We start from the raw sequence: 13,820 nt of genomic DNA, 5'->3' as shown, positions 1-13,820 counted from the left end.
AAAAAGCTCTGATTACTCAGAGCTTTTTATCGTGTATAAGTTTCTTAATCAACTTAAATATTAATGTCCACCAGATACTGCTGGAGTTAAATCAACATTGTGCAGAGTTATCCAGCCCGCTTCGTAGAAAGACGCGGTTGCTGGTTCTAAGAAGAACATAATCCCCATCAGACCTACAATTGCCAACACTACGGTATAAGGCAATGCCATGATAACCATTCGACCATAAGAAAGGCGAATAAGTGGTGCAAGTGCTGAAGTCAGCAAGAATAGGAACGCTGCTTGTCCGTTTGGCGTTGCAACTGAAGGCAGGTTAGTACCTGTGTTGATAGCCACAGCCAGCAAATCGAACTGCTCACGAGTAATCAAGCCTTCAACAAGAGCGGTTTTCACTTCGTTAATGTAAACCGTACCAACAAACACGTTGTCCGAAACCATGGATAGTAAGCCGTTGGCGACATAGAACAGAGCGAGCTGTGTCCCTTTGTCTTCTACAGCAAGTACGGCATCAATAACGGGTTTAAATAGCTGTTGGTCGATGATGACGGCAACGATAGAGAAGAACACCGCAAGTAGGGAGGTAAAAGGTAGAGCTTCTTCAAACGCTTTACCCATCGAGTGCTCATCAATAACACCAGTAAACGAGGTCGCAAGAATAATCACCGACAGACCAATCAGACCAACTGCCGCTAAGTGTAGTGCGAGAGCCACAATTAGCCATACTGCGATAAAGCCCTGCACCCATAGCTTCGCCACATCTTGTTTGGTACGAGTTTTACGCTCTTCGCGGTCGTAGTCCACGAGAATTTGGCGAACATTGTTTGGCAGTTTTGAGCCATATCCAAAGACTTTTAGTTTTTCTACGAGCGCACACGTAATGAGGCCACAGAAGAGTACGGGTAACGTAACTGGCGACATACGAATCAGGAATTCACCAAAAAACCAACCCGCTTGGTCGGCAATAATCAGGTTCTGAGGTTCACCAACCATAGTGGTAACACCGCCAAGTGCGGTACCCACACCTGCGTGCATTAGCAATGAACGTAAAAATGCGCGGTAGTTTTCTAAGTCATCACGAGTCAGCTCGGTGATGGTGTCATCTTGTGTATGGTCATGGTCACCAATAGGGTTTCCTGAAGCCACTTTGTGGTAAATCGAGTAGAAGCCCACTGCTACGCTGATAACAACTGCGATAACGGTCAGTGCATCCAAGAACGCGGACAAAAATGCTGCAGCAAAACAGAATGCGAGTGACAGTAGCGTTTTTGAGCGAATGCCAAGTAATATTTTGGTAAAAATAAACAGCAGAAGGTGTTTCATGAAGTAAATGCCAGCAACCATGAATATTAGAAGTAGTAACACTTCAATATTCGCTACCAATTCATGCTTCACTTGTGCAGGGCTAGTCATCCCAATTGCTATGGCTTCTATTGCTAGTAAACCACCAGGTTGTAGTGGGTAGCATTTTAATGCCATTGCTAGCGTGAAAATAAATTCAGCGACCAGCAACCAACCTGCAATAAATGGACTGACAAAAAAGAAAACAAGAGGGTTAATTATTAAGAAGGCTATAATGGCAACTTTGTACCAATCAGGCGCTTTACCTAGAAAGTTCTTGATAAAAGCGTTTCCGAGCGATATCGGCATGATAAATCTCTTTATAATAAATTTATGAATAGACACTACGAAATAGTGCATAAGTACTTGTTTGTTAGACTTATTAGCTAGTCTTTTAAAACAGTAACTTAGTAAAACAACAATCCTTTGTTTTATTGTAGTCTTGCCAAGTTACTTCCTTTGAACTTAAGCACCGCTCACTTTCGATCGCAAACTCTACACGCAGGTTTTTATTAGTCAATAACAAAGCTTAAGGCTTCTGACTTAAACAACTTTTTTAATGTAAGAGCGCGAGCGAACGTGCATTATTATATCATGAAAGTTTTAGAAAACTCCTTTTGGGATTCTAAATGATGACTAGATACGAAAAAATATAATTTAACTGAGAAATTTATTGAGTGGATACAAATTAATTTTTCATATTCTGAATATAAAAATGTGACGAAAGTTTCGTTACTTTCAGGGAAATTATGACTAGTACTTTTTAAGTAAAATGTTGGTTTTACTTGTTATAGGTACGTTAACGATGATTCACTATTGAGACTACTTGTAGAGTTTTTGCTCTACTTGTGGGGTGTTTCAAATATTCTTCGTTAGTTTTCTCAAACCGTTAACTAGTGGTATGATGAGTAGTATCGACCCTCAAAAATCAATATTGGATAAAACGTAGAATGGTCATAAAGGCGAAAAGCCCTGCTGGATTTGCAGAAAAGTACATTATCGAGAGCATTTGGAACGGCCGTTTTCCTCCGGGCTCAATTTTACCTGCTGAGCGTGAGCTGTCTGAACTGATCGGTGTTACGCGCACGACGCTGCGAGAGGTTCTTCAACGATTAGCACGTGATGGATGGTTGACTATCCAGCATGGCAAACCAACAAAAGTAAACCAATTCATGGAGACGTCAGGTCTGCATATTTTGGATACGTTGATGACTCTGGATGTCGATAACGCAACGAATATTGTAGAAGATCTGCTTGCAGCACGCACCAACATCAGCCCAATCTTCATGCGTTACGCGTTCAAGATGAATAAAGAAAGCTCTGAGCGTACAATCAAGAACGTGATTGAGTCTTGTGAAGCGCTTATGAATGCCCCGTCTTGGGACGAATTTATCGCCTCTTCTCCGTATGCAGACAAGGTGCTGCAGAACGTTAAAGAAGAGAACGAAAAAGACGAGGCGAAGCGACAAGAGATCCTTATCGCTAAAACGTTCAATTTCTACGACTATATGTTGTTCCAGCGTTTAGCATTCCATTCTGGCAACCAGATTTACGGTCTTATCTTTAACGGATTGAAAAAGCTGTATGACCGTGTCGGCAGCTACTACTTCTCTAATCCGGCTTCACGCGAGTTGGCGTTGAAATTCTACCGTCAGCTTCTGGAAACGTGTGAAAATGCGGAGCGTGATCAGCTTCCTGTTGTTATTCGTCATTATGGTATCGAAAGCGCGTTGATCTGGAACGAAATGAAGAAGCAGTTACCAACTAGCTTTACTGAAGATGATAGCTAAGTTTTAATACTTACTCATGGTTCTGAAAAGCCGCAGACTTAGTCTGCGGTTTTTTATTGTCTTCTTTTCAGTGGTGTTGATTACGCTAGTGTGAGTCTGGGAAGAGGTAAGTAAAGTTCTTCAACTATCGTTGAAAGTACATGGTCGTACGTATTAAAAATCGTCAACGATAAATCCGAGGTAATATTGTATAGCTCCTCTTCGGTCAGCCCTGTGACTCTATCTTCAACATAGTCGTGGAGAGCCTGTATAGAACGGACTGCGACTGGTGACGCTATACTGAGTGGGGCGATTACGGCTAATTGATTGAGCTTACGAAGCATAATAGCGGCCGTATTCTTTAACCGCTCCTGATCGGACACATCATCAAAATCTCTGATACAAATTCGTAACTGAGTGAGTGTTTCGAGATTATCAATGATGGCCTGCCAGCTAATATGGTACTCGTCATGGAGTTCGTCTCTTTGCTCAATAGCTAGCCAAGCGATGGTGACTTCATCCATTAAGAACAGGCAGTGACGGATTAGCTTACCATGTTCCATCTGATTACGAGCTACACTGTTGTCTTGCCACTGCTCCAGCATTTTGTTTACGTTTATCTGCAAGACTCGATACATAGGCTTATTTTCTGAGCGAGATGATTCCACAAGAAGATACAGTTTCTGAGTCAAAGCCTGATTAAGATCCTCTATTTCCTGTTCTTTATTTTTGTTGAATTGAATAGAGTAGTGTGTCGCGGCACGGTGACGACGAAGTAGGTGCACTACATCACGTAGTAGCGTTAGTAACTGATATTTACTTGCATGTTGCTGCTCTCGTTTAGATGAGAGGTGGTAAATACCAGCGAGAATTACTATAGACAGTAATGTCGAAATCAAAACAAACATGACTAACTCCTTGTTAGTTCTTAAGACCTAGCTAAGGTAGTCATGCAAAAATTATTCCCAACCAGTGGTGCATATAAACAGGGCCAGTTAGACCTATATTGTTATTTTTGCTCGTTTTTGGTGCGATAAATGCACAGTATTGTGAAATTGATCAAAAAATCCCCACCAGTTTGGCGGGGATTTTATCAAGGTCGTTAGCTTTAACGCGTTAATGATTACATTACGCGCATGCCAGGTTGAGCGCCTTCGTGTGGCTCAAGGATCCATAGGTCGCTGCCACCAGGGCCCGCTGCTAGGATCATGCCTTCTGACATACCAAACTTCATCTTACGAGGTTTGAGGTTTGCTACCATTACCGTTAGCTTGCCTTCTAGCTCTTCAGGTTTGTACGCTGACTTGATGCCAGAGAACACTTGGCGAGTTTCACCACCGATATCTAGCTGGAATTTAAGCAGTTTGTTTGCTTTTGGTACTTCTTCACAAGAGATGATTCGAGCGATACGCATATCCACTGCAGCAAAAGCGTCGAACTCAATCTCTTCTGCGATTGGATCTTTGTCTAGTTCAGTTTGGCTAGCCTTGTTCTTTTCTGCTTCGGCTTTCTCTTTCGCCGCCATTTCTGCCGCCGCATCTTCTTTTGACGCTTCGATCATCGCTTCGATGTTCTTAGGATCAATACGGTTGAACAGTGCTTTGAACTTAGTGATTTCGTGACCTGTTAGCGGCGCAGCGATGTTTTCCCAAGTCAGTTCTTGGTTTAGGAACGCTTCAGTACGTGCAGCAAGTGCTGGCATTACTGGTTTTAGGTAAGTCATCAGCACGCGGAACAGGTTGATACCCACAGAACAGATTTCTTGTAGTTCCTGATCTTTGCCTTCTTCCTTCGCCACAACCCATGGTGCTTTTTCGTCAACATATTGGTTTGCTTTGTCCGCTAGCGCAGTGATTTCACGGATTGCACGACCAAATTCACGTGTTTCGTAAAGCTCAGCGATACGGTCAGCCGCAGCAACGAACTCGTTGTACAGCTCAGGCTCTGCAAAGTTGTCAGAAAGTTTGCCTTCAAAACGTTTTGCGATGAAGCCAGCGTTACGTGATGCCAGGTTAACGATCTTGTTCACAACGTCAGCGTTTACGCGCTGAGTGAAGTCTTCAAGGTTAAGATCCAGGTCATCGATACGGCTGTTTAGCTTCGCAGCGTAGTAGTAACGCAGACATTCTGGGTCTAGGTGCTCTAGGTAAGTGCTCGCTTTGACGAAGGTACCTTTAGACTTAGACATTTTCGCACCGTTTACTGTTACGTAACCGTGTACGAATACGTTGTTCGGCTTGCGGAAGCCAGAACCGTCTAGCATTGCTGGCCAGAATAGGCTGTGGAAGTAAACAATGTCTTTACCGATGAAGTGGTACAGTTCAGCTGAGCTGTCTTTGTTCCAGTACTCGTCGAAGTCTAGATCGTCGCGTTTGTCACATAGGTTTTTGAAAGAGCCCATGTAGCCGATAGGTGCGTCTAGCCATACGTAGAAGAACTTGTTCTTCTCACCTGGGATCTCGAAACCAAAGTAAGGCGCATCACGCGAGATGTCCCATTGTTGCAGGCCAGATTCAAACCACTCTTGCATCTTGTTTGCGGTTTCAGATTGTAGAGAGCCAGAGCGAGTCCACTCTTTTAGCATGCTTTCAAACTGAGGCAGGTCGAAGAAGAAGTGCTCAGAATCTTTCATTACTGGAGTTGCACCAGAAACGGCAGATTTAGGATTGATCAGTTCTGTCGGGCTGTAAGTCTCACCACAGTTGTCACAGTTGTCACCGTACTGGTCTTCAGACTTACATTTAGGGCACGTACCTTTTACAAAACGGTCCGGTAGGAACATTTCTTTTTCTGGATCGAATAGCTGAGAAATAGTGCGGCTAGAGATAAAGCCGTTTTTCTTCAGCTCAAGGTAGATATGCGAAGCCAGCTCGCGGTTCTCTTCTGAGTGCGTGCTGTGGTAGTTATCAAAGCTGATATCAAAGCCAGCAAAGTCTTTTTGATGCTCTTCGCTAACTGCGGCAATCATCTCTTCAGGAGTAATACCCATCTGTTGCGCTTTAAGCATGATTGGCGTGCCGTGAGCATCGTCAGCACAGATGAAGTTTACAGTGTTGCCGCGTAGGCGTTGGTAACGAACCCAAATGTCCGCTTGGATATGCTCAAGCATGTGGCCAAGGTGGATCGAACCGTTAGCGTACGGAAGGGCACAAGTTACCAGCATTTTTCTTGAAGAAAGAGGTCTTGGATCGTTTGCCATACTTAATATTCGCTTTTCTTGATAGGTATAAAGATTTTTGATGGATAATACTACCGCATGAGCTCACTAACTCCAAGGTGTCAAACTGCGGAATGCCTTAGTTTTTTTGGGGTTCTGATTACGATAGGTCGGTGGTAGCATGGGACTCAAAAGGAGGGCGTATGCATCAGTTCACTTCAAAACAAGATTTTTGTGATTGGTTTAATCAATTTCAACACCCACTGCTGGTGGAAAATTGGTCAGATATTAATGGTGTCGTAACGATAACAGCACAAGGTGGTGTTGATATTACTTTGCCATTTGCAAGTAATGAGCTTAAAACTTCTCTACACCAATGGGTTACGCAGCAGCAAAGCTCCGGGGCTGTGCCTGAGTTTGCGTTTCAAATTGAATCGAGTGTTAAAGCGCTGGAAACCCATGTTACTAATAGCGTTAAAGGCGTAAAAAATATCATTGCGGTCAGTTCGGCCAAAGGTGGCGTAGGTAAATCAACCACAGCAGTAAACTTAGCATTGGCGATTGCTCAATCCGGTGCAAAAGTTGGTCTGCTGGATGCTGACATCTATGGTCCTTCGGTCCCTATGATGCTTGGTCAAGAAGATGCTAAACCAGAAGTTCGTGATTCAAAATGGATGGAGCCTATTTTGGCTCATGGGATCTATACTCATTCTATTGGTTATCTCGTGGACAAGTCTGAAGCGGCGATTTGGCGTGGTCCTATGGCCTCGAAAGCATTGTCTCAATTGCTTACCGAGACCGACTGGCCTGAGTTGGACTACTTGGTTATCGACATGCCACCAGGTACCGGGGATATACAGCTTACGTTGTCACAGCAAATTCCAGTAACAGGAACAGTATTGGTGACGACACCACAAGACCTGGCATTGGCTGATGCACGTAAAGGTGCAGCAATGTTTAACAAAGTGAATGTGCCTGTTGTGGGTGTGGTTGAAAATATGAGCTACCACATCTGTAGCCAATGTGGAGCAACTGAGCATATCTTTGGTATGGGTGGTGCTGAGAAAATGTGTCAGGAGTTTGGTTTAGCGCTGTTAGGCCAAATCCCACTGCATATCGCCATGCGAGAAGACATTGATGCTGGGGTCCCAACGGTTGCGAGAAGACCAGACAGTGAGCATGCAGGCTATTATAAACAGCTAGCAGATCGTGTATGCAGCACGATGTATTGGCAAGGCAAAGCCAAGCCAGATGCAATCAGTTTTACAATGGTGAATTAATTCTTAACTAAGTTTGTTAAGTTTTGTGGTTGAAAGTTGCGCATTTTAACGTTTGCCCGGAGGTTAATCCTTCGGGTCGTTAGAAACTTACAACTAAACTCCAATTCCAGCTAGTAACTAAGAGGTGAACTCCCTATAATCACGCGGTTTACCTTTTTATGTCACTAGAAATCATCATCGGGTGCAAATTAATGTCTGATAATAATCATTGCGTCATCGTAGGTATTGCTGGCGCTTCTGCTTCTGGAAAAAGTCTGATCGCGAGCACCATTTACAATGAGCTTCGCGAAAAAGTAGGCGATCATCAAATCGGTGTCATCACGGAAGATTGCTACTACAACGACCAAAGCCACCTAAGCATGGAAGATCGAGTAAAGACTAACTATGACCACCCGAGTGCGTTAGACCACGATCTGCTGTGTGAGCACCTTGAGAAGTTGGTTCGCGGTGAAGCAGTAGAAGTACCTGAGTACAGCTACACTGAGCACACCAGAACAAGTCACACCACTACATTGACGCCTAAAAAGGTCATTATTCTAGAAGGCATTCTTCTTCTTACTGATCCTCGCTTACGTGACCTAATGCACGCGACAGTATTTATGGATACGCCGTTAGATATCTGTCTGCTTCGTCGTGTTAAGCGCGATGTTGAAGAGCGTGGCCGAACAATGGAATCCGTTCTAAAGCAATATCAACAGACAGTGCGTCCGATGTTCATGCAGTTTATCGAACCTTCTAAGCAATATGCGGATATCATTGTTCCTCGTGGTGGTAAAAACCGCATCGCGATTGACGTACTTAAAGCTCATATTGCAAGACTTTTGAAAGCATAAGCCTCTAAACAGCTATATCGCTTTATTTTTGTAAAAAGAAGTGGCACCTTAGGTGTTACTTCTTTTTTTTGTTTTTAAATTAATCAGTTGCACTACAATAAAGGATAAATTAACGCTTTCACGGAACTGTCAGCGATAGAACAATTCAACTATTATGAATTTAAAAACACACGAGCAAGGATAAACAAATGAAGAAACTGCTCTTAATTATTGCAATACCAGTTGTGCTAGTTGTTGGGGCGATTCTCGCTTTAACTATTTTTGTAAACCCTAATCAATTTAAACCCCTTATCGTTGAACAAGCCCAAAAACAAACGGGATTGGAGTTAGTGATAGAAGGGGATCTTAGCTGGCAATTCTTCCCGTCCATTGGTCTTGAGCTAGGTCGTACGGAGCTAAGAAATCCACAAGGCTTCAGTCAGCCAAATCTGTTCAAAGTGGATACCGTGAGCGTAGATGTGTCGGTTACTCCGTTGTTCAGCAAGCAGTTGGAAATTGGCAATGTCACACTTGATGGTGCCGAGTTTTATCTTGAAACCAAGCAGGATGGCAGCAAAAACATTGATGCTCTGACAAAAGCGCAACAGTCGCAACAAACGGATAGTGCAGCATCGGAACAGAGCACAGAAACTCAACAGTCAGGTTCTGATTGGGCGATCAACCTTGCTGGTGTCACCGTATCTAATGGTTCTTTAGAGATTCAGGACAAGCAAGCTGACAGCTACACTAAGCTGTATGATATTTCTCTCAACCTTTCTGAATTTGCTTTTGACAATTGGACGACAGCAGATTTCGGTATAAAAGGTGAGATGAATGACCAGAAGTTCACCGCTCAAGGTCAGGCGGACTTTAAATTAGCTAAAGGTCTCGCTAGTTATGAGCTAAAGAACATCAAGTTTGATGCCACTTACGCTGATCCAAGCAACAATATCGAATCGGCTAACATCACTTTGGATACTTTTGCATTTGATACCGTTAATAACCTTAGCTATGCCCTGAAAGGCAGTGCTGCGGATATGAAGTTGGACATGCAAGGCGCCGCTCAGCTCAGTATCGACAACGCGGTCAGCAAAGTACAATTAGACAAGTTATCACTTAAATCGACTTTTGAAGGTGAGACTTTGCCTCAATCACCAATGAAGGTGGATATGTTGTCTGATTTGTCTTTTGATCTGAACAAAAGCCACTTGAGTTTTGTGTTGGAGAAGCTCACAGCAAATGCTATCGAGCTAGACGGCAAAGCGGATGTGACGTTGAGCGATATCCCGAAAGTTCGTTTTGCGCTGCATAGTCCAAATATTGATTTGGATGAATTCCTGGGGCTAAACCAACAATCTGGTGACAAATCGGCATCAACTAGCGGAACCAGCCAAACAGGTCCTGAAGTAGAACCTGATTTGTCAGCACTGAAGACACTGGATGTTAAAGGTGACATCACGATAGACAACTTCAAAGCGGCAAACGCAAAAATGGAGGCCGTGAAGGCAAGCTTTACGGTCAACCGTGGCGTTGCTGAACTGACTTCATTCAGCTCGAAACTCTATCAAGGCACGATTAACGCGAAAGCTCAGTTGGATGCTCGTAAAACGCCAGCGACATACATTGCGACTAGTACGATTAAAGGTGTGAAAGTACAGCCGTTATTAGTGGATGTTGCAGACAATGATAAGTTGGAAGGTACCGGTAATATAGACGTCAATGTCAAAGGCAGCAGCCTGACACCGACTGGTATTAAACAGAACCTAGTGGGCACAGTGGCGATTAACTTTGCTGATGGTGCTGTTCATGGCATTAACGTGGCACAGTTAATTCGAGAAAACTACGCAAAATTCAAAGGTCAGTCGGTTGAAAGCACGAAGGAAGTTAAGAAAACGGACTTCAGTGCAATGACAGCGACGTTGAAGCTAAACAAAGGCGTGGCATCCACAGATGATATGAAGGCGCAGTCACCACTGCTTCGTGTGCGTGGTAATGGTAAGGCAAATTACCTGAACGAAACCGTCGATTTCACTATCAGCACTTCTATTGTTGGTACGCTAGAAGGGCAAGGTGGTAAGAATATCGATGAGCTGAAAGACATTACGATACCAATCAATGTGTCTGGTAAGTGGGCAGACCCTAAATTCAAACTGGTATTCGATGATGTGCTGAAACAAAAAGCACAAAAAGAGATTGACCGTGGTGTAGAGAAACTGACGGATAAGATCAAAGACGAAAAGACTAAAGAAGCGGTTGATGGTTTATTGAAAAACTTGTTTAACTAACTTCATTCAGTACGTAAAGGGTTGGCATTTCGCCAACCCTTTTTATTTTTATGGCTAATCGTCAAACTACCAATCGACACCTTTCAAGGCTTTTACGCCGGACTCGAAAGCGTGTTTCACGTTTTTCACTTCAGATACGGTGTCGGCCATTTCAATCAATGTACGATGCGCACCGCGTCCTGTGATGACTACGGACTGCATTTTAGGACGATTGTTGAGTGCTTCTACAACCTCGTCTAAATCTATGTAGCCGTAACTCACCATGTAAGTCAGTTCGTCAAACAGAACGACATCGAGAGATTCGTCTTGCAGCATGCGCTTACACTCTTGCCAGACCAATTGCGCAGCTTCAGTGTCTGCCGCTTTGTTTTGCGTTTCCCAGGTAAAGCCTGTCGCCATAACTTGAAACTCAACACCTAATTTCTCAAGCAGGTTACGTTCACCGTTATCCCAAGTACCTTTAATAAATTGAGCTACAGCGCAATTCAAACCGTGCCCTACAGCACGAGCTACCGTGCCAAAGCCAGACGTTGATTTACCTTTGCCATTTCCTGTAATAATCAGGAGCAGGCCTTTTTCTTCCTGGGCGGCCGCGATTTTAGCGTCTACCTGTTCTTTCACTTTCTGTTGGCGAGCCTTGTGACGGGCTTCTTTATTTTCTTCGATAGACATATCAGTACCTCAATTCCTTTTATTACACCCAAGGTTCGGTGTTAACTTGGGCTAGTCGTATTATGTCGCTATGATAGATCAACAAGTGATTCAGAAAAACCACCGATAATTCAGGGAATAAAATGAAGAGAATACTCGTTGTTTGTATGGGAAATATTTGTCGTTCACCGACCGGAGAGGCGGTAATGAGAGCGAAAGCAAAAGAGCTTGGTGTTACGGTAGAGGTTGATTCCGCAGGGACAATTGGTTATCACGCAGGAAATTCACCAGACACGCGCGCGATGGCGGCAGGTAAACTGCGAGGCTACTCTTTTAAAGGCATGAAAGCACGTCAGGTCAAAAGTGAAGACTTCGATTACTTTGATATGGTATTGGCGGCGGACAAAGCCAATTTAGCCGATCTTTTGGATAGTTGTCCTGTTGAGCACCGACATAAACTCTCTTTGTTTCTTAGTCACTCTGATTCCAGCTATGACGAAATTCCCGATCCATACTACGGCGGAGACGATGGCTTCGAGTTGGTGTTGGATTTAATTGAAGAGGCATCAGAAGTCATTTTGAAGAAGTTGTAACTTCTAATATCAATCACAGTAAGTACGTGATCAGAAGTAGCGTAGGGAAAATGCTTGAGAACAAGGCAGAATTTTTTGATCAGTAGCTATTCTGCAATCAAAAATGATGACGCAGTTCTCGAGTATTTTAACAAGCTAGAATGACCAGGTATTTACTACGATTGGTATAATATCCAACCAAATGAAAAAGGGATGAGTTCAACTCATCCCTTTTGCTATTTATTTATCAATGCTATTAGCCGGCTAACAAGTCGGTTGCAACTTTGTAGCTAGGGTCTTCTTTCACATTGATTTCTACCAGACTGCCCGCTTTATCGAGAAGTTTACGGCAATCCGGGCTTAAGTGGCGCAGATGAAGTGTCTTGCCAAGCACCGCGTAGCGTTCTGCCAACGTTTCAATCGCTTCTATCGCCGAGTGGTCAGTCACTCGTGAGTCAGCAAAGTCGACAATGATATCTTTCGGGTCGTCTTGCGCATTGAACAGTTCAAGGAAGTTCGCAGCAGAACCAAAGAAGATAGGGCCGTGGATTTTGTATTCTTTTGAACCTTCTTCGTTCAGGCATGTGTCAGCGTAGATGTGCTTAGCATGCTGCCAGGCAAACATCAGCGCAGAAGCGATAACACCGACGCCTACAGCAACAGCCAGGTCGGTAAGTACGGTCACAACAGTAACCAGTACGATAACGAAGAAGTCCTGTTTTGGTACGCGGCGCGCCAGTTTAAATGTCGCCCATTCGAATGTACCGATGACAACCATAAACATTACACCAACAAGTGCAGCGAGAGGAATCATCTCGATCAACGACGATGCGAACAGAATAAACATCAACAACGCAACTGCGGCAACGATACCAGAAAGACGACCACGGCCACCTGAGTTTACGTTGATCATCGATTGACCAATCATCGCACAACCACCCATCGCACCGAATACGGAACAAGTCATGTTAGCCATGCCTTGGCCAATACATTCACGGTTAGATTGGCCGCGTGTGTTTGTCATTTCATCCAATACTGTCAGCGTCAATAGTGACTCGATCAGACCGATTGCAGCCAAAATAATCGCGTAAGGCAAGATGATTTGCAGAGTTTCAAGCGTGAATGGCACCATTGGAATAGAGAATGTTGGCAGAGAGCCCGCTAGGGTTGCTGCTTCATCACCAGACATTGTGCGCAAGAAGTCAACGACGGTACGGGTTTCAAGATCCAAACCAACCACTAGCGCGGTAACCGTTACGATAGCGACCAGCGAAGATGGTACTGCTGTTGTGATTTTAGGTAAGAAATGAATGATTGCCATTGTCAGTGCAACCAAACCAAGCATTAGCATCATCTGGTCTTGTGGTAACCAAGTCAAAATGCCGTTGATGTCAGGCGCTTTAAATTGGCCAAGTTGAGCCAGGAAGATAACGATAGCTAAGCCGTTTACGAAGCCGATCATCACTGGATGAGGAACGATTCGGATAAACTTACCTAACTTGAACAGACCAGCGGCAACCTGAAGAATACCCGCGAGCATAATCGCTGCGAATAGGTATTGGACACCGTGGCTGGCAACAAGAGATACCATTACAACGGCCATTGCGCCTGTTGCACCGGAAATCATGCCTGGGCGACCACCAAAGATAGAAGTGATCAAGCCAACGATAAATGCAGCGTAAAGACCAACCATTGGGTCTACACCAGCAACGAATGCGAATGCGACTGCTTCAGGAACCAATGCTAACGCTACGGTCAAACCTGAGAGCACATCATTTTTTACAGAGTGCTTTGAAAATTGCGGAAATTCGAACATGTTTGTTTTAAGTTCTCGTTGAGATGAGTTTATCCCGACACATATTCTTATTTGCACAAGCCACTGAGAGGTGGGTTTGTCATCCGCTCACTCAGTGTAAATCGGAGTAGTAAAGGAGTGGCATTAGAATGGTGTCGAAA

Annotated in this window: 10 protein-coding genes; 5 read left to right on the top strand and 5 right to left on the bottom strand. The window is 44.0% G+C overall.

What is annotated here, in order from left to right; genetic code table 11:
• Positions 1-60: 60 nt before the first annotated feature.
• The gene (nhaB, locus tag VEJY3_RS10815; protein ID WP_014232509.1) at positions 61-1,647 is read right to left on the bottom strand and encodes a Na(+)/H(+) antiporter NhaB; all 1,587 of its coding nucleotides are present in this window, start codon (positions 1,645-1,647) and stop codon (positions 61-63) included.
• A gap of 641 nt (positions 1,648-2,288) precedes the next feature.
• On the opposite strand from nhaB, the gene fadR reads away from it, so the two are divergent.
• Positions 2,289-3,128 carry a fatty acid metabolism transcriptional regulator FadR gene (gene fadR, locus VEJY3_RS10810; RefSeq protein WP_014232508.1) on the top strand — a complete coding sequence of 280 codons (840 nt, stop codon included), beginning with the start codon at positions 2,289-2,291 and terminating at the stop codon, positions 3,126-3,128.
• A gap of 80 nt (positions 3,129-3,208) precedes the next feature.
• On the opposite strand, the gene VEJY3_RS10805 is transcribed toward fadR, so the two are convergent.
• Positions 3,209-4,015, bottom strand: a complete 807-nt coding sequence (locus VEJY3_RS10805) for a hypothetical protein (protein WP_014232507.1) — start codon at positions 4,013-4,015, stop codon at positions 3,209-3,211.
• 215 nt (positions 4,016-4,230) lie between these two features.
• Positions 4,231-6,306, bottom strand: a complete 2,076-nt coding sequence (metG, locus tag VEJY3_RS10800) for a methionine--tRNA ligase (RefSeq protein WP_014232506.1) — start codon at positions 6,304-6,306, stop codon at positions 4,231-4,233.
• A 161-nt stretch (positions 6,307-6,467) separates the two neighbouring features.
• Here metG and apbC point away from each other — a divergent pair, with 161 nt between their 5' ends.
• The 3 genes from apbC to VEJY3_RS10785 all read left to right on the top strand — a co-directional run bounded on the left by apbC (position 6,468) and on the right by VEJY3_RS10785 (position 10,641).
• Positions 6,468-7,544, top strand: a complete 1,077-nt coding sequence (apbC, locus tag VEJY3_RS10795) for an iron-sulfur cluster carrier protein ApbC (protein ID WP_014232505.1) — start codon at positions 6,468-6,470, stop codon at positions 7,542-7,544.
• Positions 7,545-7,735: 191 nt separating this feature from the next.
• Positions 7,736-8,377, top strand: a complete 642-nt coding sequence (udk, locus tag VEJY3_RS10790; protein WP_014232504.1) for a uridine kinase — start codon at positions 7,736-7,738, stop codon at positions 8,375-8,377.
• A gap of 188 nt (positions 8,378-8,565) precedes the next feature.
• On the top strand, positions 8,566-10,641 hold the full coding sequence (locus VEJY3_RS10785; RefSeq protein ID WP_014232503.1) for an AsmA family protein: 2,076 nt from the start codon (positions 8,566-8,568) through the stop codon (positions 10,639-10,641).
• Positions 10,642-10,707: 66 nt separating this feature from the next.
• Here VEJY3_RS10785 and cobO read toward each other — a convergent pair whose 3' ends face one another.
• Entirely contained in the window at positions 10,708-11,313 is a 606-nt protein-coding gene (cobO, locus tag VEJY3_RS10780; RefSeq protein WP_014232502.1) for a cob(I)yrinic acid a,c-diamide adenosyltransferase, read from the bottom strand.
• A 122-nt stretch (positions 11,314-11,435) separates the two neighbouring features.
• Here cobO and VEJY3_RS10775 point away from each other — a divergent pair, with 122 nt between their 5' ends.
• Positions 11,436-11,885: a low molecular weight protein-tyrosine-phosphatase gene (locus tag VEJY3_RS10775; protein ID WP_014232501.1), complete on the top strand. Its 450-nt coding sequence runs from the start codon at positions 11,436-11,438 to the stop codon at positions 11,883-11,885.
• Positions 11,886-12,120: 235 nt separating this feature from the next.
• Here VEJY3_RS10775 and VEJY3_RS10770 read toward each other — a convergent pair whose 3' ends face one another.
• A complete protein-coding gene (locus VEJY3_RS10770) occupies positions 12,121-13,680 on the bottom strand; it encodes a SulP family inorganic anion transporter (protein ID WP_014232500.1) in 1,560 nt (519 codons plus the stop codon).
• Positions 13,681-13,820: the final 140 nt, after the last annotated feature.

The organism is Vibrio sp. EJY3 (assembly GCF_000241385.1).
In the GTDB taxonomy this organism is placed as follows: domain Bacteria; phylum Pseudomonadota; class Gammaproteobacteria; order Enterobacterales; family Vibrionaceae; genus Vibrio; species Vibrio natriegens.
Note: the sequence above shows the minus strand (reverse complement) of the source record. Positions and strands in the feature narration are given on the sequence as shown.

Coding starts and splice junctions, on each gene's coding strand:
- nhaB (WP_014232509.1), bottom strand. CDS start 1,647: ATGCCGATATCGCTCGGAAACGCTTTTATCAAGAACTTTCTAGGTAAA.
- fadR (WP_014232508.1), top strand. CDS start 2,289: ATGGTCATAAAGGCGAAAAGCCCTGCTGGATTTGCAGAAAAGTACATT.
- VEJY3_RS10805 (WP_014232507.1), bottom strand. CDS start 4,015: ATGTTTGTTTTGATTTCGACATTACTGTCTATAGTAATTCTCGCTGGT.
- metG (WP_014232506.1), bottom strand. CDS start 6,306: ATGGCAAACGATCCAAGACCTCTTTCTTCAAGAAAAATGCTGGTAACT.
- apbC (WP_014232505.1), top strand. CDS start 6,468: ATGCATCAGTTCACTTCAAAACAAGATTTTTGTGATTGGTTTAATCAA.
- udk (WP_014232504.1), top strand. CDS start 7,736: ATGTCTGATAATAATCATTGCGTCATCGTAGGTATTGCTGGCGCTTCT.
- VEJY3_RS10785 (WP_014232503.1), top strand. CDS start 8,566: ATGAAGAAACTGCTCTTAATTATTGCAATACCAGTTGTGCTAGTTGTT.
- cobO (WP_014232502.1), bottom strand. CDS start 11,313: ATGTCTATCGAAGAAAATAAAGAAGCCCGTCACAAGGCTCGCCAACAG.
- VEJY3_RS10775 (WP_014232501.1), top strand. CDS start 11,436: ATGAAGAGAATACTCGTTGTTTGTATGGGAAATATTTGTCGTTCACCG.
- VEJY3_RS10770 (WP_014232500.1), bottom strand. CDS start 13,680: ATGTTCGAATTTCCGCAATTTTCAAAGCACTCTGTAAAAAATGATGTG.